General features: G+C 69.2%; 18 protein-coding genes. 9 read left to right on the top strand and 9 right to left on the bottom strand.

What is annotated here, in order from left to right:
* The first annotated feature begins 28 nt into the window (after positions 1-28).
* The 8 genes from atpG to NGJ44_RS00915 all read left to right on the top strand — a co-directional run bounded on the left by atpG (position 29) and on the right by NGJ44_RS00915 (position 10,757).
* Positions 29-934: a F0F1 ATP synthase subunit gamma gene (gene atpG / locus NGJ44_RS00950; RefSeq protein WP_053244703.1), complete on the top strand. Its 906-nt coding sequence runs from the start codon at positions 29-31 to the stop codon at positions 932-934.
* A 43-nt stretch (positions 935-977) separates the two neighbouring features.
* On the top strand, positions 978-2,378 hold the full coding sequence (gene atpD, locus NGJ44_RS00945; RefSeq protein ID WP_053244702.1) for a F0F1 ATP synthase subunit beta: 1,401 nt from the start codon (positions 978-980) through the stop codon (positions 2,376-2,378).
* Positions 2,379-2,387: 9 nt separating this feature from the next.
* Complete coding sequence (locus tag NGJ44_RS00940) at positions 2,388-2,813, top strand: F0F1 ATP synthase subunit epsilon (protein WP_053245417.1); 426 nt, start codon at positions 2,388-2,390, stop codon at positions 2,811-2,813.
* Between the two features lie 208 nt (positions 2,814-3,021).
* Complete coding sequence (locus tag NGJ44_RS00935; RefSeq protein WP_502802094.1) at positions 3,022-3,996, top strand: helix-turn-helix domain-containing protein; 975 nt, start codon at positions 3,022-3,024, stop codon at positions 3,994-3,996.
* Positions 3,997-4,111: 115 nt separating this feature from the next.
* Entirely contained in the window at positions 4,112-5,185 is a 1,074-nt protein-coding gene (gene hemE, locus NGJ44_RS00930; RefSeq protein WP_251862841.1) for a uroporphyrinogen decarboxylase, read from the top strand.
* A gap of 368 nt (positions 5,186-5,553) precedes the next feature.
* Positions 5,554-7,641, top strand: coding sequence for a primosomal protein N' (locus tag NGJ44_RS00925; RefSeq protein WP_251862840.1), 2,088 nt, complete (start codon positions 5,554-5,556; stop codon positions 7,639-7,641).
* Between the two features lie 132 nt (positions 7,642-7,773).
* Positions 7,774-9,837, top strand: coding sequence for a UvrD-helicase domain-containing protein (locus tag NGJ44_RS00920; protein WP_251862839.1), 2,064 nt, complete (start codon positions 7,774-7,776; stop codon positions 9,835-9,837).
* A 65-nt stretch (positions 9,838-9,902) separates the two neighbouring features.
* Positions 9,903-10,757 (top strand): class II glutamine amidotransferase, encoded by an 855-nt coding sequence (locus tag NGJ44_RS00915; protein ID WP_053245152.1) that lies wholly within the window; start codon positions 9,903-9,905, stop codon positions 10,755-10,757.
* A gap of 32 nt (positions 10,758-10,789) precedes the next feature.
* Here the strand turns inward: NGJ44_RS00915 and dapD are convergent, their stop codons facing one another.
* The 9 genes from dapD to NGJ44_RS00870 form a co-directional block, all read right to left on the bottom strand.
* Positions 10,790-11,773 carry a 2,3,4,5-tetrahydropyridine-2,6-dicarboxylate N-succinyltransferase gene (gene dapD, locus NGJ44_RS00910; protein WP_251862838.1) on the bottom strand — a complete coding sequence of 328 codons (984 nt, stop codon included), beginning with the start codon at positions 11,771-11,773 and terminating at the stop codon, positions 10,790-10,792.
* Between the two features lie 61 nt (positions 11,774-11,834).
* Entirely contained in the window at positions 11,835-12,965 is a 1,131-nt protein-coding gene (locus tag NGJ44_RS00905; RefSeq protein WP_053245154.1) for a M20 family metallopeptidase, read from the bottom strand.
* A 36-nt stretch (positions 12,966-13,001) separates the two neighbouring features.
* Complete coding sequence (locus NGJ44_RS00900) at positions 13,002-13,907, bottom strand: prolyl oligopeptidase family serine peptidase (RefSeq protein ID WP_053245155.1); 906 nt, start codon at positions 13,905-13,907, stop codon at positions 13,002-13,004.
* Between the two features lie 4 nt (positions 13,908-13,911).
* The gene (locus NGJ44_RS00895; protein ID WP_251862918.1) at positions 13,912-14,922 is read right to left on the bottom strand and encodes an ABC transporter ATP-binding protein; all 1,011 of its coding nucleotides are present in this window, start codon (positions 14,920-14,922) and stop codon (positions 13,912-13,914) included.
* A gap of 44 nt (positions 14,923-14,966) precedes the next feature.
* Entirely contained in the window at positions 14,967-15,950 is a 984-nt protein-coding gene (locus tag NGJ44_RS00890) for an ABC transporter ATP-binding protein (RefSeq protein ID WP_053245168.1), read from the bottom strand.
* Positions 15,951-16,029: 79 nt separating this feature from the next.
* Positions 16,030-16,950, bottom strand: coding sequence for an ABC transporter permease (locus NGJ44_RS00885; protein ID WP_053245156.1), 921 nt, complete (start codon positions 16,948-16,950; stop codon positions 16,030-16,032).
* 5 nt (positions 16,951-16,955) lie between these two features.
* Complete coding sequence (locus tag NGJ44_RS00880) at positions 16,956-17,933, bottom strand: ABC transporter permease (RefSeq protein WP_251862837.1); 978 nt, start codon at positions 17,931-17,933, stop codon at positions 16,956-16,958.
* A 70-nt stretch (positions 17,934-18,003) separates the two neighbouring features.
* Complete coding sequence (locus NGJ44_RS00875) at positions 18,004-18,975, bottom strand: M14 family metallopeptidase (protein WP_053245158.1); 972 nt, start codon at positions 18,973-18,975, stop codon at positions 18,004-18,006.
* 69 nt (positions 18,976-19,044) lie between these two features.
* Positions 19,045-20,481 carry a M20 family metallopeptidase gene (locus NGJ44_RS00870; protein WP_251862836.1) on the bottom strand — a complete coding sequence of 479 codons (1,437 nt, stop codon included), beginning with the start codon at positions 20,479-20,481 and terminating at the stop codon, positions 19,045-19,047.
* A gap of 145 nt (positions 20,482-20,626) precedes the next feature.
* On the opposite strand from NGJ44_RS00870, the gene NGJ44_RS00865 reads away from it, so the two are divergent.
* Positions 20,627-21,520, top strand: coding sequence for a LysR family transcriptional regulator (locus tag NGJ44_RS00865; protein ID WP_251862835.1), 894 nt, complete (start codon positions 20,627-20,629; stop codon positions 21,518-21,520).
* The last annotated feature ends 7 nt before the right edge of the window (positions 21,521-21,527 follow it).

Here is a 21,527-nt window from a genome sequence, read left to right as displayed (position 1 = left end):
CATCGGCCAGTCTTCACAGGAAAGCGCAATGCCCGGAATCAAGGAAATCCGAACCAAGATCAAGAGCGTGCAAAACACGCGCAAGATCACCAAGGCGATGGAAATGGTCGCCGCATCCAAGATGCGCAAGGCGCAGGAGCGGATGCGCGCCGGACGTCCGTACGCCAACAAGGTGCGCGAGATTGCCGCGCACCTGATGCAGGCCAACCCCGAATACAGCCACCCGTACCTGGTCGAACGCGAAATGAAGGCGGTCGGCGTGGTCCTGGTGACCACCGACAAGGGCCTGTGCGGCGGCCTGAACACCAACGTCACCCGCGTGACGCTGGCCAAGCTCAGGGAATTCGCGCAGCGCGGCATTTCCGTGCAGGCGACCGCGCTGGGCAACAAGGGCCTGGGCGTGCTGACCCGCATCGGCGCCAAGCTGGTGTCGCAGGAAGTGCAACTGGGCGACAAGCCGCAGCTCGACCGCCTGCTGGGCGCCATCAAGGTGCAGCTCGACGACTACCTGGAAGGCCGCATCGACGCGCTGTACGTCGCGACCACCCGCTTCGTCAACACGATGCGCCAGGAGCCGGTGTTCCTGCGCCTGCTGCCGCTGGCCAGCGGTTTGGACGATCCGTTCCAGACGGGCGCCGAAAGCCTGGCGCCGGCCGCCGAGCTGAAGACGCAATACAGCTGGGATTACATCTACGAACCCGACGCTCGTAGCGTGATCGACGACCTGTTGCAGCGTTACGTCGAAGGCCTTCTGTACCAGGCCGTGGCCGAGAACATGGCTTCGGAGCAGTCGGCCCGCATGGTCGCCATGAAGGCGGCGTCGGACAACGCCAAGAAGGTCATCGGCGATCTGCAGCTGGTCTACAACAAGACCCGCCAGGCCGCGATCACCAAGGAAATTTCGGAAATCGTAGGGGGCGCCGCCGCCGTCTGAGGCGAGGGGCATCCCGTCAAAAGCTATCAAGCAAGGAATCGACATGAGCAACGGAACCATCGTTCAGTGCATCGGCGCCGTGGTGGACATTCAGTTCCCCCGCGATCACATGCCCAAGATCTACGAAGCGCTCACCCTGGTCGACGAGGGTTCCTCGTTCGCCGAGAAGGGCCTGACGCTGGAAGTGCAGCAGCAGCTGGGTGACGGCGTGGTGCGCACCATCGCCCTGGGCTCCAGCGACGGCCTGCGCCGCGGCATGAAGGTCGCCGCCACGGGCGCCCCGATCTCGGTGCCGGTGGGCGCCGGCACGCTGGGCCGCATCATGGACGTGCTGGGCCGTCCCATCGACGAAGCCGGCCCCATCGAAAGCGACGAAAAGCGCGCCATCCACCAGGATGCGCCGGCCTTCGACGAGCTGTCGCCCTCCGTGGAACTGCTCGAAACCGGCATCAAGGTGATCGATCTGGTCTGCCCGTTCGCCAAGGGCGGCAAGGTGGGCCTGTTCGGCGGCGCCGGCGTGGGCAAGACCGTGAACATGATGGAACTCATCAACAACATCGCCAAGCAGCACAGCGGCTTGTCGGTGTTCGCCGGCGTGGGCGAGCGTACCCGCGAAGGCAACGACTTCTACCATGAAATGGAAGAGTCGAACGTTCTGGACAAGGTCGCCATGGTGTTCGGCCAGATGAACGAACCCCCGGGCAACCGCCTGCGCGTGGCGCTGACTGGCCTGACCATGGCCGAGAAGTTCCGCGACGAAGGCCGCGACATCCTGTTCTTCGTGGACAACATCTACCGCTACACCCTGGCCGGCACCGAAGTGTCCGCGCTGCTGGGCCGCATGCCTTCCGCCGTGGGCTACCAGCCGACGCTGGCCGAAGAAATGGGCAAGCTGCAGGAGCGCATCACCTCCACCAAGACGGGCTCGATCACCTCGATCCAGGCCGTGTACGTGCCCGCCGACGACTTGACCGACCCGTCGCCCGCCACGACCTTCCAGCATCTGGATTCCACCGTGGTGCTGTCGCGCGACATCGCCGCCCTGGGTATCTACCCGGCCGTGGACCCGCTCGATTCCTCCAGCCGCCAGCTCGACCCGCAAGTCGTGGGCGAAGAGCACTACCAGGTGGCCCGTGGCGTGCAGCAGACGCTGCAGCGCTACAAGGAACTGCGCGACATCATCGCGATTCTGGGCATGGACGAACTGTCGCCGGAAGACAAGCAGATCGTGGCGCGCGCGCGCAAGATCCAGCGCTTCCTGTCGCAGCCCTTCCACGTGGCCGAAGTGTTCACCGGCTCGCCCGGCAAGTACGTGCCCCTGGCCGAGACCATCCGCGGTTTCAAGATGATCGTGAACGGCGAGTGCGACGCGCTGCCGGAACAGGCCTTCTACATGGTCGGCTCGATCGACGAAGCCTTCGAGAAGGCCAAGAAACTGCAATAAGGAACCGATATGGCTACCCTGCATGTGGATGTCGTCAGCGCAGAGGAAGCGATCTTCACCGGCGAGGCGAAGTTCGTGGTGCTGCCTGGCGAGGCGGGCGAGCTGGGCATCCTGCCTGGCCACACCCCGCTGATTTCGCGCATACGCCCCGGGACGGTAAAGATCGTTCGTGCCGACCAAGGCGAGGAAAACATCTTCGTCGCCGGGGGCATCCTGGAAGTCCAGCCGGGCAGCGTGACGGTGCTGGCCGACACGGCCATCCGTGCGGCCGACCTCGACGAGGCCCGCGCCCTGGACGCGCGCAAGCGCGCCGAAGAGGCGCTGCGCAACGCCAAGGACAAGGCCGACATCGCTGTCGTCGAAGCCGAGCTCGCCATGCTCGCGGCCCAGGCCGCGGCGGCGCGCCGGCTGCGCGAAGGCCGCCGCTCGCACTGAGCCGGCCCTCGCGGCATGCAAGAACCCGCCCTCGTGGCGGGTTTTTGCTTTCGCGGCGGCGCCATGCGGCCGCTGCGGCTCCGACCCGCCGCCGGGGCGATGCCCCTGCGGCCTGCCGCAATGCGTGATCCACGAATGGATGCGGCGCGGCGCGCGGCGTAGCCTTGCCGCTGTTCATACGGAATAGGAGGCCAGGAGCATGCGCGAAATGCTGGATTGCGGCGTGCTGCTCGCGCCCGCCCACGTGGGGGCCATGCGGGCATGGATGGCGGGGCGGCAGCCGCTGTTGCCCCGCGTGCGGCTGCATGCGGTAGACCTGGGCGCAACGGACGGCGCGCCGTCCGGGCCGGCGGACGCCATTGCGCGGCTCGCCGTGGCGCTCAGACGCTACGATAGCTGCCTGCTTCCCGTCTCGGCGCCCTCGCTCGGCTGGGCGCGCACGGCGCTGGCCCAATGCCAGGGGCGCCTGGACACGCCCCTGCTGTTGCTGGTGCGGGAGCTGAAGGCGCCCGCCATCGAAGACCTGCTGGCGCTGGGCGCGGCCGACTTCGTCACCGAGCCGGCATGCACGGAGGACCTGCGCGTGCGGCTCGGCCGTTGGGCGGGCGGCCCGGCCCGGCTTCTGCCGGCCGGCCCGCGCCGCGATGGCGCGGACTTGACCCGGTTTGCCTGCGGCGCCGGGCGGGGCGTGCGCGAGCCGGCGCCGCCGCGCTATGGCGCCCATGCCCGGGGAGCGCATGTTCCAGGAACTCATGTCCCGGGCACTCATACCCCGGAAATTCACTTCCCGGGCGCCTATCCGCCAGGGCCATATGAACCGGGGCCGAGTGGGCCGGATGCGCACGGACCGGGCGCGCATTCCGCGCCATGGGCGGGCCGCCCGGGCTGGCCCGGAAATCGCCTGCCGGAGTCCGCCCTGCCGCGCCGGCTGCCGCGTCATGCGCAGGAGCCTTTCCGGCAGGCCAAGGCGCGGGTGGTCAACGGTTTCGAGTGCGAATACCTGCATCGGGCGCTGTCGCGCCACGGCGGAAACGTGGCGCAGGCCGCGCGCGCGTCGAGCAAGCACCGCCGCGCCTTCTGGGCGCTGATGCGCAAGCACGGCATCCAGGCCGCGCCGTACCGGCAGGCCGCGGCCGACGGCCTGGACGGCGCGGCGCTGCACGAGGACGACGAAAACCCCTGACCGCGGCGGCGCGCCGCGCGGGCGCTTGCGTCCGCACAAGAATGCGGCGCGGGCCGCGGCGGGCCGCGCGTTCCCGGGGCAGTAAAATCACGGCTTCCGATCATCGAGGACAGCCGTGCCTGCTTCCGCCCTGAAGAATGACGTGTTCCTGCGCTCGCTGCTGCGCGAACCCGTGCCCTATACCCCCATCTGGCTCATGCGCCAGGCGGGCCGCTACCTGCCCGAATACAACGAGACGCGCGCCCGCGCGGGCTCGTTCATGGGGTTGGCCCAGAATCCGGACTATGCCGCGGAGGTCACGCTGCAGCCCCTGGCCCGCTACGCCCTGGACGCCGCCATCCTGTTCTCCGACATCCTGACCGTTCCCCACGCCATGGGCCTGGGGCTGGATTTCGCGGCCGGCGAAGGGCCGCGCTTTGCGCGCCCGGTGCGCACCGAAGACGACGTGGCGCGCCTGGCCGTGCCCGACATGGACAAGCTGCGCTATGTGTTCGATGCCGTGCGCGTGATACGCCGCGAGCTGGACGGCAAAGTGCCGCTCATCGGCTTTGCCGGCAGCCCCTGGACGATCGCGTGCTACATGGTCGAAGGGCAGGGCAGCGACGACTACCGTCTCGTCAAGACCATGCTCTATGCCCGTCCGGATCTGCTGCACCGCATCCTGGAGGTCAATGCGCAGGCCACCCTGCAATACCTGAACGCGCAGATCGACGCCGGCGCGCAGGCCGTCATGCTGTTCGACAGTTGGGGCGGCGTGCTTGCCGACGGCCTGTTCCAACAGTTCTCGCTGGCCTACACCCGCAAGGTGGTGGCGGGCCTGAGGCGCGAGAACGAAGGCCGGCGGGTGCCGGTCATCGTGTTCACCAAGGGCGGCGGACAGTGGCTGGAAGAGATCGCGGCCTGCGGGTGCGACGCGGTGGGGCTGGACTGGACCGTGGACCTGGCCGCGGCGCGGCGGCGCACGGGCGACCGCGTCGCGCTGCAGGGCAATATGGATCCCATGGCGCTGTTCGGCGGGTCGCAGGCCGTGCGGGCCGAGGCGCGCCGCGTGCTGGACGCCTACGGCCCGGTCGGCGAGGGGGGGCACGTCTTCAATCTGGGCCACGGGATTTCGCGTTTTACTCCGCCGGATGCCGTAGCCGAATTGGTGGAAGAAGTCCACCATCACAGCCGCTCGCTGCGGCGATAAGTGAGTGTACGCTTCGGTCCGGGAGGCCGAAGCCCGTGGTTCGGCGTCACAGTTGTGCACAGCACGATGGGCCTCGGGGAAAACCCTCTAATACTTGGCTTACAATCTCGGAAGCTTGCATAACTATATGTTTTTTAAAGAAAAAAACGGGTTTTCAACAGGTTTGCAAGAACTGAAGCAATTCTGCAGATTGCCGTTTTTCCATGTGGTCCCGGCCTTTTCCCCAAAGTTATCCACAGCGCCGTCCCCGCTATGCGCGGCGGCCGGGCGGAAACCGGCCCCATTTGACGCCCCGATCCGCGACCGCGCCGGATCGGCCATAGGATGGCCGGCCGGCCGTCCCATTCTTTCGTCTCGTCGCTCTGTCCATGTCTGAGGAACGGCCCGCAGACGTTTCGCCGCCGTGCTGGGTGCGCGTGGCCCTGGACGTGCCCCTGCCCGGCCCGTTCGACTACCGCCACCATGAGCCGGTGGCGGCGGGGCTGCGGGTCATCGTTCCATTCGGTCGCCGCCGCCTGATCGGGGTAGTGGTGGACAACCCGGCAGGGCCGTCCTACGACCCGGCCCAGATCCGTCCCATCGAGCAGGTGCTGGACGACCTGCCGCCCTTTGCCGAGGATTGGCTGCGCCTGGCGCGCTTTGCCGCGGAGTACTACCAGCGTCCGCTGGGCGAAGTCATGCTGCCCACGCTGCCGCCGCCGCTGCGCAAGACCAGCGCCTACCTGGGCAAGCGCTCGGCCGGCGGTCCGGTGGCGCGGCTGGACGCGCGTAAGCGCAAAGCCGCGCGCGCACCCGCCGCGGCCGACCAGCCGCCCGAGCTGAACCAGGCCCAGCGCGCCGCGGCCGACGCCATTGCCGCGCTGCGCAGCTTCAAGCCCGTTCTGCTGTACGGGGTGACGGGCAGCGGCAAGACCGAGGTCTACCTGCGCGCGGCCGAGCGCGTGCTGGCCCAGGGGCGGCAGGTGCTGCTGATGGTGCCCGAAATCAACCTCACGCCGCAGCTCGAGGGCGCGCTGCGGGCGCGCCTGGAAGGACTGGTGGGGCCGGAGGGCGTGGCGGTGCTGCATAGCGGCCTGTCGGACGGCGAGCGTCTGCAGGCCTGGGCGCGCGCGCAGCGTGGCCAGGCGCGCATGCTGCTGGGCACGCGCATGGCCGTATTCGCGCCCATGAGCGAGCTGGGACTGATCGTGGTGGATGAAGAACACGACCCGTCCTACAAGCAGCAGGAGGGCTTGCGCTACTCCGCGCGCGACCTCGCCGTGTGGCGCGCGCACGATCTGGACATTCCGGTCGTGCTGGGCTCGGCCACGCCTTCGCTGGAAACCTGGCAGCACGCGCTGCGCGGGCGCTACCTGAAGCTGGATCTGCCGTCGCGCGCCCGTTCCAGCAGCCTGCCCGCGATACGGCTGATCGACACGCGCCGGCTGCAGATGAAGCAGGGGCTGTCGCCGCAGCTTCTGGAGGCGGTGGGCGAGCGCCTGGAGCGGGGCGAGCAATCGCTCATTTTCCTGAACCGCCGGGGCTATGCGCCGGTGCTGCACTGCCCGTCCTGCGCATGGGTGAGCAATTGCCCGCGGTGCACCGCGTTTACCGTGCTGCACCGCACCGAGGGGCGGGGCCATCGCCTGCATTGCCATCATTGCGGCTACCAGGCGCCCGTGCCGCGCGCCTGTCCCGAGTGCGGCGACCAGGATCTGTCGCCCATGGGACGCGGCACGCAGCGGGTGGAAGAGCACCTGGCCGAGCTGTTTCCGCAGGCGCGCATCCTGCGCATCGACGCCGACAGCACGCGCAGGAAGGGCAGCGCCGAGGCACTGTTCGCGGCGGTGCATGCCGGCGAAGTGGACATCCTGGTCGGCACGCAGATGGTGGCCAAGGGGCATGACTTCGCGCGCCTGGGGCTGGTGGGCGTGCTCAATGCCGACTCCATGCTGTTCGCCCACGATTTCCGCGCGCCCGAGCGCCTGTTCGCGCAGCTCATGCAGGTGGCGGGGCGGGCGGGCCGGCACCAGGGCAACGGCGAAGTGCTGATCCAGACCGGCTACCCCGAGCAGCCCGTCTACCAGGCGCTGCTGCGCCACGATTACCCCGGCTTTGCCCGCCACGCGCTGCAGGAGCGCGAGAGCACCGGCCTGCCGCCCTACGCCTACCAGGCCCTGTTGACCGCCGAGTCGCGCGAGCTGGCCACGGCGGTGGCATTCCTGCAGCAGGCGCGCGCGCTGCCCGAAGGCGAGTGGGCGGCCGACTTCCCTACACTGAATGCCGTCATGCTCTACGATCCGGTGCCGCTGCGCATCGTGCGGGTCGCCAACGTGGAGCGCGCCCAGCTGCTGGTCGAAAGCGTCAACCGGCCCGCCTTGCAGGCGTTTCTGGCGTCGTGGTCGCATCATTTGCCCTATCTCGCCAACGAGGCGCGGGTGCGCTGGCAGCTCGAAGTGGATCCGCTGGAGATCTAGGGCCGGTTGACTCCGCAAGAAGCCTCGCGCGGCCCCGGCGCGCATCGCTGCGGCGCAGCGCCGATTGTTCTATCATCTTTGACCTCCGACGCGGCCGCCGCAAGGCGCCGCTCTTGAGCCATTCCGCAATCCATGTCCGCCAGCGAACCCATCGGCCACGGCCTGAATCCCGCGCAGAAAGCCGCCGTGCTGTACCTGGACGGCCCTTGCCTCGTGCTGGCCGGCGCAGGCAGCGGCAAGACGCGCGTCATCACCCAGAAAATCGCCTACCTGCTGCGGGAGTGCGGCTACATGGGCCGCAACGTGGTGGCGCTGACGTTCACCAACAAGGCCGCGCGCGAAATGGGCGAGCGCGTGAAGACGCTGGTGGACCGCAAGCTGGCCAAGGGCCTGACGATCAGCACGTTCCACTCGCTGGGCGTGAAGATGCTGCGCGAAGAGGCCCGCCACGCGGGCCTGAAGCCCACGTTTTCCATTCTGGACGCCGACGATGCCCTGGCCATCATCCAGGAGCTGCTGGCCACTACCGACAAGGCCCGGCTGCGCCACGTGCAGGGCATCATCTCGCTGTGGAAGAACGCGCTCATGGAGCCCGACGACGCCGCTCGCCAGGCCATCACGCCGGGCGACGTGGAGGCGGCCAACGTGTACCGCAGCTACGCTGCCACCCTGAACGCCTACCAGGCCGTGGATTTCGACGACCTGATCCGCATCCCGGCGCTGCTGCTGCAGAACAACGAAGCCGTGCGCACGCGCTGGCAGAACCGCGTGCGTTACCTGCTGGTGGACGAATACCAGGACACCAACGTCTGCCAGTACCGGCTGGTGCAGCTCCTGACCGGCGACCGGGCCATGTTCACGGCGGTGGGCGACGACGATCAGGCCATCTACGCGTGGCGCGGCGCCACCATCGAGAACCTGGCCAAGCTCACCACCGACTATCCCGACATCAAGCTCATCAAGCTGGAGCAGAACTACCGCTCGGTGCAACGCATCCTGGCCGCGGCCAACCAGGTGATCCAGAAGAACCCCAAGCTCTTCGAGAAGAAGCTGTGGTCGGACCTGGGCATGGGCGAACCTATTGTGGTTTCGGCCATGGACAGCGAGGAGCACGAGGCGGAGTCCATCGCCATCAAGCTGTCTGCGGCCCGTTTCGAGCGCCAGGCCCAGTGGAAGGATTTCGCCGTCCTGTACCGCAGCAACCACCAGTCGCGCATATTGGAGCAGGCGCTGCGCAACCTGAAGATCCCGTATACGGTGGCGGGCGGGCAGAGCTTCTTCGACAAGGCCGAGGTGCGCGACATCCTGGCCTATCTGCGCCTGCTCGCCAACGATGACGACGATCCGGCTTTCATCCGCGCGGCCACCACGCCCAAGCGCGGCATCGGGCAGGCCACGCTGCAGACGCTGGGGCAGTATGCCGCCAGCCGCGAGATATCGCTGCTGGCGGCCGTGGCCGAAACCGGACTGGAGAGCCTGCTGGCCCCGCGACAACTCGAGCCGCTGCGCACCTTCACGGAATTCATCCGGCGCATGCAATGGCGCGCGGGCCGGGGCGCGGCGTCCGGGGGGGCGGACGCGCCCGCCGAGCCGGCGGGCCGCATCCTGGACGACCTGCTCGAAGCCATCCAGTACGAGCGCCACCTGTACGAGCTTTTCGACGAGAAGCCGGCGCAGACGCGCTGGCAGAACGTGCTCGAACTGACGGGCTGGCTCAAGCGCAAGGCCGAGGAAGACGGCATGAGCCTTTTCGACCTGGTGCAGCACGTGGCCCTGGTCACCATGCTGGAACGGGGCGAGGAGGAAGAGCCCGACGCGGTCAAGCTCTCCACGCTGCATGCCTCCAAGGGCCTGGAGTATCCGCACGTGTACCTGGCGGGCGTGGAAGAGGGCCTGCTGCCGCACCTGGGCAAGGACGACGAGGTCGGCGACCCGGCCCGCGCCGCCGAGAACCTCGCCACGCGCATCCAGGAAGAACGCCGCCTGATGTACGTGGGCATCACGCGCGCGCAGCGCAGCCTGAACCTGAGCTGGTGCAAGCGCCGCCGCCGCGCGCGCGAGGACCTGGTGCGCGAGCCGTCGCGCTTCATCGAAGAGATGGGGCTGGGCGAGCAGCGCATCGAGGAAGACGAGGCCACGCGGGCCATGAACCCCAAAGCGCGGCTGGACATGCTCAAGGCCCTGCTGAAGAAATAGCGCCGCGGCCGCGGAACCGCGGCGGCGGCGCGCCGGTCCCAACTCTTTGTCGCGAGGAGCGCATCATGTGCCGATGGCTGGCTTATACGGGTAGTCCGCTGCAAATGGAGAGCGTGCTCTTCAAGGCGAAGCACTCGCTCATCGACCAGAGCCTGCACGCTCGCCTGGGCGCCGCCACCACCAACGGCGACGGCTTCGGCCTGGGCTGGTATGCCCGCCCGCCGGGCGGCCAGCCGCTGGAGCCGCCGTTCCGCTACCGCAGCGTGCGTCCCGCCTGGAACGACCGCAACCTGCGCGAGGCGGCCCGCGCCATCCATTCGCCGCTGTTCGTGGCCCACATCCGCGCCGCCACCGACACGCCGGCGCAGGAAACCAACTGCCATCCGTTCCGCCACGGCAACTGGCTGTTCGCGCACAACGGCCTCATTCGCGACTATCCGCTGCTGCGGCGCGACCTGATGCTGATGATCGCGCCCGCGTATTTCGGATCGCTGGAGGGTTCCACCGATTCGGAGGTCATGTTCCTGCTGGCCCTGAGCTTCGGCCTGGAAAACGACCCGCTGCCGGCGCTGGCGCGCATGGTGGGCGCGGTGGAGGAAACCGGCAGGCGGCACGGCGTGGCGTATCCCGTCAACATGACGGTGTGCGCGCTCGACGGTTCCCGGCTCGTCGCGGTGCGCTATTCCAGCGAGGGCGATTCGCGCACGCTGTTTCACAACACCAGCGTGCGCCATCTGCGCGAGCTGTATCCCGACGATCCCCGCGTCGCCGCGCTGAGCGACGATGCCTATCTGCTGCTCTCGGAGCCGCTGTCGGAACTGCCGGGCGCCTGGGAGGAAGTGCCCGAGGCCACCGCCATCATCGCGGGCGGCGGGGAGCTGCGGCGCTATCCGTTCGCGCCGATCGCCCCCGGGCCGTAGCGCCGCCGCCGCGCGGCCAGGGTTGACATGCCCTAGTGCCCGGTGTGCAGCGCAGGGTTGAGCGTGCCCCACGCGGCGGTGCGCACCAGCGTTTCGACGGCGCCGGTCTGCGAATTGCGCCGGAACAGCAGGCCGTGCTGGCCCGCGAGCGCCACGGCCTTCACGACCGCGCCTTCGGGAGTGAGCACGCGGGTGCCGGCGGTGACGTAGCAGCCGGCCTCCACCACGCAGTCGTCTCCCAGCGAGATGCCGAGGCCGGAATTGGCCCCGAGCAGGCAGCGCTTGCCGATGGACACCACCTGCTTGCCGCCGCCCGACATGGTGCCCATGATGGAGGCGCCGCCGCCGATGTCGGTGCCGTCGTCCACGATGACGCCGGCGCTGATGCGGCCTTCCACCATGGAGGCGCCCAGCGTGCCCGCGTTGAAGTTGCAGAAGCCTTCGTGCAGCACCGTGGTGCCGGGCGACAGGTGCGCGCCCAGCCGCACGCGGCTGGCGTCGGCGATGCGCACGCCGGCCGGTGCGACGTAGTCGGTCATGCGCGGGATCTTGTCGATGGCGTGGACTTCCAGCGTCTGGCCCGCCGCGCGCAGCAGCCAGCGCAGCGCGTCCACCTGGTCCACCGGGCAGGGGCCGGCCGAAGTCCAGGCCACGTTGGACAGCACGCCGAACAGCCCCTCGAGATTGGCGCCATGCGGGCGAATCAGGCGGTGGCTGAGCAGGTGCAGGCGCAGGTAGGCGTCATGCGCGTCCGCCGGCGGGTCGGCCAGCGCGGCGATGGCTGTGCGCACCGCCACGGTTTCCACCTTGCGCCGCGGGTCGCGCGTCAGCGCGGCGGCTGCCTGCTCGCCCAGCGCGGCGCGGGCTTCCTCCGCCGAAAGCCGCCGCGTGCCGCTGGCCGGCACCTGCCCGGCAAGTGCGGGCCGGGGATACCAGGTATCCAGCACGGCGCCGTCATCCGCGACGGTCGCCAGCCCGTACGCGACCGCGCCCGTTGCCTGGGGAGAAGTGTTCATGGAAATCGCCTGACCGGATTGCATGACGGCCCCTATTGCAGGGGGCCAGCGTGAACAGCGCCTAGGCCAGTTCCTTCAGCAGCAGCTCCCAGAATTTCAGGCGCATTTCCAGCGTGGGCACGAGCACGTACTCGTGCAGCGTGTGCGCGCCGTCGCCGTCCGCGCCCAGGCCGTCCAGCGTGGGCACGCCCAGGGCGGAGGTGAAGTTGGCGTCGCTGCCGCCGCCGGTCATGGGCGCGTCTTCGAGCGGAAAGCCGGCGCGCTCGGCATAGCCCTGGGCCAGGGCCAGCAGGGCGGCCGCGGCTTCGGTCTTGACCATGGGCGGACGGTTGAGCTCCACGTCGATGTCCAGCTCCACGTCCGGCCCCACGGCGCACAGCTCGCGCATGCGGCGCAGCACGTCTTCGGCGGCGCCCATGTCGGGCACGCGGAAGTCCACGACACAGCGACACTGCGCCGGCACGGTGTTGGTGACGGTGCCGCCGGCGATGGTGCCCACGCTGACGGTCACGCCGCGCTCGTAGTCGGTCATGGCTTCCAGCGCCAGCACCTGGTGCGCCATTTCGCGGATGGCGCTGCGGCCCTTCTCGTGCGCCATGCCGGCGTGCGAGGGGCGGCCCTTGACGTTCAGCGTGAGCATACCCGTGCCCTTGCGCGCGGTGACGCATTTGCCGCCGTTGGGGCGGGCGGGCTCGCAGACCAGGGCGTACTTCGCATTGGCCGCGAAGCGTTCGATGTGCACGCGCGAGGCGTGGCTGCCGGTTTCCTCGTCGGGCACCATGAGGAAGTCCACGGGCAGCCGCGTGGCGCCCGGCCGCGCCAGCGCGGCGAGGGCGGAGAGCGCCAGGTAGATGCCCGCCTTCATGTCGTAGCCGCCGGGGCCGTAGAGGCGGTCGCCTTCGATGCGCACGGGGTTTTCGAGCAGCGTGCCGACCGGGTGCACGGTGTCCATGTGGCCCAGGATGAGGATGCCGGGGCGGGTGTCGCCGGGCGCGCGGTTGGTCACGTAGAGCAGCGGGCCGGTGGCGGAGCCGAGCGAGGACACTTCCACCGTCAGGCCGGCGGCGGCGGCCTGGTCGGCGATGATGCGGGCCATCGCGGCGATGCCTTCCGGGTAGTTGGAGGGCGATTCGCAGCGCAGCCATTGCTGGATGCCGGCGACGAGCTGTTCGGTGTTGGGAAGGTTGGACATGGGAATCTCCGCGCGTTGGCGTCTTGGAAAGGAGGGTCAGGCGACTTGCTGGCCGGCGAGCCGGGCCAGTTCGGCCGCGTCGGGCATGCCGCCCTCGAACCAGAGGCTGGCGCAGACCGCCGACATGGCGCGGCCATCGTGGCCGATGCCCGGCACGACTTGCAGCTTCCAGTTGAACGGCACGCCGCGGCGCCCGGCCTCCCGGCGGCCAGCTTCGAAATAGTAGTGGGCGCGCGCGAAACGGTGCGGGCCCTGGCGCAGGGCGGCGGGCTCGGAAGGCAGGTGCGGGTCGTCGGTGGCGATGTCCTGGTCGCCCGCCAGGATAGTCATGGGGTAGCCCAGCAGCTTGACGAGATGGTCTTCGGTCAGGCCCACGCCGTCCATGCCCTCGGGGAAGGGGTAATCGAAGGTGGGCAGCGTGTACCAGCCGGGATTGGCGGCGACGACGGCTTTGAACAGGTCGTGCGGCTGGCTGCTCATGAGGCGGTGCACGAACTGGCCGCCGGCGGAATGCCCGAAGAGATAGACGTTACGGCCGTCGGCGATGTCCGCCGCGACCAGGTCGCGGATGACGTTGCCCACCAGGGCATAGGTCCAGCCGGCGATGTGGCGCGGATTGCCCGTGGCCGTGAAGACGCGGCCGTTGTTGTAGCTCTCGACGCCGGGCCAGATCTCGTTGGAGAAGGTGAGGGCCACGATCAGCAGCTTGTGGCGGTCGGCGGCCGGCACCCAGAAGTCGCGGTACTCGTCGCCGTTGCGCAGCACGCCGTGCTGCACGATCACGACCGGGCGGTCCGGCGTGTACCCGTAGGGGCGGTAGGTCTGGAGCTTGAAGGGGCGGTCGGCGTTGCGGTCGTCGTCGACGTAGTGAATGGCGTTGCGGCCGGCATGACCCAGCTCGATGGCGATACGGTCCACATTGGACATCTCTGAGGCTTTCATGGCGTTATGCGTTGGCGTCGTTCAGGTGACAGGCCGACCAGTGGCCCGGGGAGATTTCCCGCAGCGCGGGCGCCTGTTCGCGGCAGCGCGGCATGGCGTGGGGGCAGCGCGGATGGAAGGTGCAGCCGGGCGGCGGATTCAGCGGCGAGGGGATCTCGCCGCGGATCGGCGTGAACTTGCGGCCGCGCCGCGCCACGTCGGGCACCTCGGCCATCAGGGCCTGGGTATACGGGTGGTTGGCATGGGCGAAGATTTCCGCCGCGGTGGAAATCTCCACGATCTTGCCCAGGTACATGATGGCGACGCGGTCGGAGATGTGCTTGACCACGCCCAGGTCATGGCTGATGAACAGGTACGTGAAACCGTGCTGCGCGCGCAGGTCCATGAAGAGGTTGATGACCTGCGCCTGGATCGACACGTCCAGCGCCGCCACCGGCTCGTCGCAGACCAGGAACTTGGGCGACACCATCAGCGCGCGGGCGATGCCGATGCGCTGGCGCTGGCCGCCGGAGATCTGGTGCGGAAAGCGGTCGCGGTATTCGCGGTCCAGCCCCACTTCGGACAGCGCGCGGTCGATGCGGGCGGGGATGTCCCGCGGCGGCGCGAGCTTGTGCACCTTGAGCGCCTCGCCCAGGATCTGGCGCAGGCGCTGACGCGGATTGAGCGAGGCCTGAGGATCCTGGAAGATCATCTGCACGCCCAGCGTGTAGGCCAGCTTGCTGGCGCCGCGCAGCCGCGAGGCGTCCTGGCCCAGGTAGCGCAGTTCGCCCTCGCTCTGGCGGTGCAGGCCCGCCACGATGCGGCCCAGCGTGGACTTGCCGCAGCCGGACTCGCCCACCAGCCCCACGACTTCGCCGCGACGGATGGCGAGGTCCACGCCGTTGACGGCGTAGACCGTGCGGCGGTCGATGGGCCGGCCGCCCAGCGCCAGGATGCGCTGCGCCAGGTCGGGGCGCTGCTCGAAGCGCTTGTGTATGTTCTTCAGCTCGATGACGGGGGTATCGGCCTGGGTCAAGGAATGGTCCTCCGTGCTGCGCACTGCGGATGTCTCGGCGGCGCTCATGCTTTTTCCGCCTCGCGGGCAATGGGCGCATAGCAGCGGTAGCTGCGCGGGCCTTCGGTGGTGACGGCCGGGGCCTGTTCCGTGCAGCGCGTGATCGCGTGCGAGCAGCGCGGGCGGAACGGACAGCCCGAGGGCCGGCCGGCGAGGCTGGGCGCCATGCCGTCGATCTGGTGCAGGCGCCCGCCGGGCGGCGCGGCGCCGGGCATGGAGTCGAGCAGGCCCTTGGTGTAGGGATGGCGCGGCGCGTCCAGCACCTGGTCGACGGGGCCGGACTCGACGATGCGTCCGGCATACATGACGGCGACGCGGTCGGCCAGCTCGGCCACCACGCCCAGGTCGTGCGTGATCCAGATGAGCGCGGTGTCGTGCTCGCGGCAGATCTGCTGCATGCGGTAGAGAATCTGGCCCTGGATGGTCACGTCCAGCGCCGTGGTCGGCTCGTCGCAGATGATCAGGTCGGGCTTGTTCAGCATGGCGATGGCGATGGCCACGCGCTGGCGCATGCCGCCCGAGAACTCGTGGGGATAGCTGCGCAGCCGCTTTTCCGGCGAGGGGATGCCCACCATTTCCAGGGCTTCGCGGCAGCGTTCCAGCGCCTGCGCGCGCGGCACGTCCTCGTGCGTGAGGATGGCCTCCATCATCTGCTCGCCCACGCGCAGCACCGGGTTGAGCGTCATGAGCGGGTCCTGGAAGATCATGGCGATGCGGTTGCCGCGCAGCTGGCGCATCTGTTCTTCGTCGAGCTTGCGCAGGTCCGTGCCCTTGAACTTCACTTCTCCGTCCACGACTTCGCCGGGCGGGTCGATCAGGCCCAGCAGCGAAAAGCCGGTGACGGATTTGCCCGACCCCGATTCGCCCACCAGGCCCACGATCTCGCCGCGGCGCACGGTCAGGTCTACGCCGTCGACGGCCAGCCAGGCGCCGGCCTCGGTATGGAACGCGGTGCGCAGGCCGCGCACCTCCAGGATGGTTTCCTTCATTTCATTCATCCGTTGCGCCGGTCCGCCACGGCGCCGCGTCGAGGGGAAAGCGCGCAGCGCTGCGAGGGGTGGGCCTTGTTCATGCTCGTCGCGGGTCCAGGGCTTCGCGCAGGCGGTCGCCCACGATGTTGATGGAAAGAATCAGCACGAGCAGGGCGATGCCCGGGAAGAGGCTGATCCAGTAGTCGCCGGACAACAGGTACTGGAATCCGTTGGAAATCAGCAGGCCGAGCGAGGGTTCGGTAATGGGTACGCCCACGCCCAGGAAGGACAGCGTGGCTTCCAGCGCGATGGCGGTGGCGATCTGGATGGTGGCGAACACCATCACCGGGCCCAGGCAATTGGGCAGCAGGTGGAACACCATGATGCGCCAGGCCGGAAAGCCCAGGTTGGCCGCCGCTTCCACGTATTCCTTGCGCCGTTCCTGCAGGGCGCGGCTGCGCATGATGCGCGCATAGTGGCCCCACTGCACCAGCACCAGCGCCAGGATCACCTTGTCCACCCCGCGCCCCAGCACCACCAGCAGCACCAGCGCCACCAGGATGGTGGGAAAGCCCAGGATGAAATCCACGAGGCGCATCAGCACCGTGTCGACCAGCCCGCCGATATAGGCCGCCACCAGCCCGACCGCGCCGCCGATGGCCGTGGCCAGCACCACGGCGCTCAGGCCCACCATGAGGCTGATGCGCAGGCCGTACAGGATGGCGCTGAGCATGTCGCGGCCCTGGTCGTCGGTGCCCAGCCAGGCGATGCTGCCGTCCATGAGCGCCTGCCCGGGGGCCAGGCGGCCGTCCATGAGCGAGAGATTGGCGAGATCGTAGGGATTCTGCGGCGCGAAGAAGGGCGCGGCCATGACGAGCACGACGAGAATGGCCAGCGCGATGGCCGACCCCTTCACGGTGGGCCGCGCGTGCAGCTTTTTCAAGATGGCGGCGCGCCGGGGCGTGTCGGCCAGCGGCTGGACCGTGCGGGTGCGGCCGGGATTGGGAGTATGGGGCATGGTATTCATTGAGCGGGAGTCACGAGCTGTACGCGCGGGTCGAGCGCGGCATACAGAATGTCCACAACCAGGTTGATGATGACGAAGATCAGCGTGACCAGCATCACGTAGGCCACCACCACGGGGCGGTCGAGCTGGTAGACGCTGTCGATGAGCAGCTTGCCCATGCCGGGCCACGCGAACACGGTTTCGGTGATGGTGGAGTAGGCGATCAGCGTGCCGAATTCCATGCCGATCACGGTGACGACGGGGATGAGGATGTTGCGCAGGATATGGCGGCGCACGATGCGGCCGGGCCTGACGCCCTTGGCGCGGGCGAACTTCACGTAGTCCTGGCTGCGCGCCTCGACCACGCCGGAGGCGGTCAGGCGCAGCACCAGCGCGATATTGGCCAGCGCCAGGTTGATGGCCGGCATGATGAGATGCGACCAGCCGTCGGCGGTGAGAATGGACAGCGGCACGCCCAGCACGGTGACCGTCTCGCCGCGGCCGGTGGCCGGCAGCCAGCCCAGCCAGACGGCAAAGAGCAGGATGAGCATCATGCCCTGCCAGAAGTTGGGCAGCGAGAAGCCCAGCACCGACGAGGCCATGATGCCCCGCCCGAGCGGCTCGTCGCGGTACAGGCCGGCCACCAGCCCGAGCGGAATGCCGATCAGACAGGTCAGGCTGATGGCGACCACCACCAGTTCGAAGGTGGCGGGAATGCGCTGCACGATGAGATCGACGGCGGGGATGTTGTGCACGAAGGACGTGCCCAGGTCGCCGTGCAGCGCGCGCCACAGGAAATGGGCGTATTGCTGCCAGACCGGCAGGTCCAGCCCCAGCCGGGCGATCATGGCTTCGCGGGCGGCCTGGCTGGCTTCGGGGCTGACCAGCAGTTCGATCGGGTCTCCCACGGCGTAGACCGCGAAGAACACCACGACCGACACGGCCAGGAGGACGAACAGACTCTGTATCAGTCTGCGCAGGATGAACAGGGCCACGAGATGAGTTCCTTGCTGGGCATGATGGTTTCGTTTCCGGGAGAGGCGGGCAGGCCGCGCGCTGGCGGGGTCAGGCGATAGGCCGGGCCAGCCGGACCACGGTCACGCCCGGCCGCAGATTGGCGGTGGAGGGCATGATGAGCACGCAGTCGTCGTAGGGCGTGACGACGGGCTCGCCTTCGGACCAGCCGATCAGCGTGCCGGCGCGGGGCAGGGTTTCGAGCCCCTTCCAGGGCTGCGCGAAACGGAAATCTGCGCTCCGGGCCGCGATGGCCTCCGTGACGCGCAGCGCGCGCTGCGCGGGCGCGTCGGGCGCGAACCAGGCGGCCGGCAGGTCGGTGCGGTCCAGCGTGCCTGCCGCGCACAGGAAGCGCGCCAGCTGGTCCAGCGCCACGTCGCGCGCCTCGGGCGCGCCATGAAAGCCGCACTCGATGAGCAGCGAGCGCGTGCCATTATCGCCCGTCTCGCCGAACCGGCCATAGTCGCGCATGCGCACGCCCGCGGCGTGGCCGGCGTCGGCGATGACGTAGGCCGGGTTGCCCAGCGAGCGCGCCAGCGCGATATTGCGCGGCTCCAGCCCGGTGAGCTGCAGCGGCACGTCGGAGTTGCTCATCGAATGGAAGTCCATGAGCCAGTCGGCCCGCTCCACCCAGGGGCGCAGCTCGGCGGCGCGGCGGCGTTCCTGGGTGTCGGGCCGCGACAGCTTGTCTTCGCTCCAGACGCGGTTCATGTCTTCGTCCACGAAGCGCGACGGCGCGTAATTGGCGGGATCGAAGCGGTCGAACGCGGCCAGGTTGCAGAACGCCAGGGTCAGCGAGCCCCGGCGCGGCCGCAGCCCCGCCTGCAGCGCCGCCTTGAGCGCCCAGGCGCCGCACAGCTCGTTGCCGTGGACGAGGGCGGTGAGCATGACGCGCCGGCCCGCGACGCCCGAGTCGAAGTGCCATACGCCCGGCGTGCCGGTATTGCCCTGGCGCTCGGCGGCCAGGTCCGGACAGGCAAGCAGGAAGGGGCGCGGACGCGGCGCGGATTCAGGCGATGACATGGCGACTCCGGTAAAGCGGGGGCATTGTATAGGCGATCCGGCGGATGCGGTCCCGGGGGCGCGCCCGCCCTAAGCGGCCGGGGGCGCGCGGCGCCGGGCGGCGAGGGCCGGGCCCTGTTCGCCCAGGTCCCAGAACAGCCCGGCCATGACGGCCAGTCCTTCGCGCGCGACGCTGGCCAGCAGGTGTTCGTCCGGGCCGTGCTGGCAACAGGCCGGATAGGAATGCGGCACCCACACGGTGGGCAGGCCCAGCACTTCCGAGAATGCATCGTTGGGCACGGTGCCGCCCAGGTTGGGCAGCAGAGCGGGCGCCTTGCCGGTCGTGCGCGCCAGCGATTCCAGGGCCCAGCGCGCCCAGGGGTCGTCCGGGTCCAGGCGCGTGGCGGGCGTGCCCCTGCGCACCGAAACCTGCACGCATTGCAGGCCGTGCGCGTCCAGATGGCGGCGCAGGATGCCCGCGGCGCCGCGCCAGTCCGTGCCCACCACGAAGCGCAGGTTGCAGGTGGCGCAGGCGCGCGGCGGAATCGCGCCCACCGGGTTGTCGGGGTTGCCGGTCTTGTAGGCCAGCACTTCCAGCGTGTTCCAGGCAAAGAGGCGCTCGGCCACGGTCAGCCCCGGCTCGCCCCAGCCGGGGTCCAGCTCGGGGGCGTCCTCGTCCCGGCCCACCTCGATGGTGGACAGCGCCTCGCGCACGGCGGGCGGCACGGGAGGCGGCCGCAATCCTTCGACCAGCAGGCGGCCGCGCGCGTCCACCAGGGCGGCCAGCGCATGGGCCAGCAGCAGGCCCGGGTTGGGCAGTACCCCGCCCCAGTTGCCGGAATGGTGCGCGTGTTCGCGCAGGTCCACGGTCAGGTCGAACAGCAGCGTGCCGCGCGAGCCCAGGAACAGCGTGGGCCGTTCGGCGGCCAGGCGCGGCCCGTCGGAAGCGATGAACACGTCGGCCGCCAGCTCCTGTTTCCATAGGCGGCAGGCGTCGTGCAGGCCCGGCGAACCGACTTCCTCGCCGCATTCCACCAGCATGCGCGCGTTGAAGCCCAGGCGGCCGCCGCGTTCGGCCAGCACCTGTTCCAGGGCATTTACGTTGATGCAGTACTGTCCCTTGTTGTCGGCCGTGCCCCGTCCGTACCAGCGGTCGCCTTCGGCGGCGAGCCGCCACGGGCCCTGGCCGGCGCGCCACTGTTCGTCGTAGCCGCGCACCACGTCGCCATGGGCATAGAGCAGCACGGTGGGCAGGGCGGGATCTTCCACCCGGTGGGCCAGCAGGAAGGGCGGGCCGTCCGCGGCCGGGTTTTCGGCGATGCGGCAGGCGAAGCCCAGCCGTTCGAGGCGCGGCGCCACGGCTTCGCGCAGATAGGCATACAGCGTGGGGCGCTGGGCGGGGTTCTGGCTTTCGCTGCGGTAAGCCACCAGGCCGGCCAATTCGCGCTGCAAGGCGCCGCCATCGGCCTGCGCGACGGCGCGGGCGATGGCGGCCTCGCGGGTGGCGCTCGAAACTGCTGCTGACACGGTTTTCCCATCCCGGCGCGTCGTGGCGCGCCGTTTTCGTTGGCAATGGCGAAAAATTCTAGGAGCGCGCGTCCTTTCTCGACAATTAGAATAATTGTTCATTGCTTTGCCTTTTCGGCAAGGATCTCTTTTCCCGGAGCCGCGCATGCACGGCATCGCCCTGAAGTATTTCGTGGAAGTGGCCGACGCCGGCAGCCTGAGCGCGGCCTCGGCGCGGCTGCACGTGGCCGTGTCCGCCATCAGCCGCCAGATCGCCAAGCTGGAGGAAGAGGCGGGCGCGCCGCTGTTCGAGCGCGCGGCGCGCGGCATGGTGCTGAGCGAGGCGGGCCGCCTGTTGCTGGCGCATGCGCGCCGTTCGCTGCTGGAATCCGAATCGGTGCTGCGCCAGATCGCCGGGCTGAAAGGTTCGCCGCGCAACGAGATACGGGTGGCCTCGTCCGAAGGGCCGGCGCAGGGCTTTCTGCCCCAGGCCATGGCCGAATTCCACGCCGAATGGCCCTGGGTGCGTTTCGACCTCCACGTGGCCTCGCCGCTCGAAGCCACGCGGCGCGTGGCGAGCGGCGAGGCCGAACTGGCCGTGACCTTCAATATGGAGCGCGGCCAGGGCGTGACCGTGCGGCATTCCCGCCGCGCGCCCGTCTATGCGGTCATGCGCGCCGGCCATCCCCTGGCCTCGCGCGCCAGCCTGGACTTATCGGAGCTGGGCGGCTATCCGCTGGCGCTGACCGGCGCGGCCACCACCACCCGTCGCCTGTTCGAGCTGGGCTGCGCCCTGGATTCGGTGACGCTGGAACCGGCCCTGACCACGAATTACTCGGGCGCCCTGCATGCGTTCGTGCGGCGGTCCGACGCCATCATGCTGAGCGGCCATGTATCGGTGGCGTGGCGACTGGCGGAAGAAGAACTCGCCGCCGTGCCGATCGCCAATGCGGAGCTGCAGTCGCGCACGCTGCAGATCCAGGTGATGCAGGGCCGCCTGCTGCCGGCCGAGGCCGAGGCTTTCGCGGCGCTGCTGGCGCGGCGGCTGGACGAGCTGTAGGCCCGGC

Source organism: Achromobacter sp. Marseille-Q4962, from assembly GCF_943737005.1.
Classification (GTDB): domain Bacteria; phylum Pseudomonadota; class Gammaproteobacteria; order Burkholderiales; family Burkholderiaceae_B; genus Achromobacter.
This window is presented reverse-complemented; position numbering and strand designations above follow the sequence as displayed.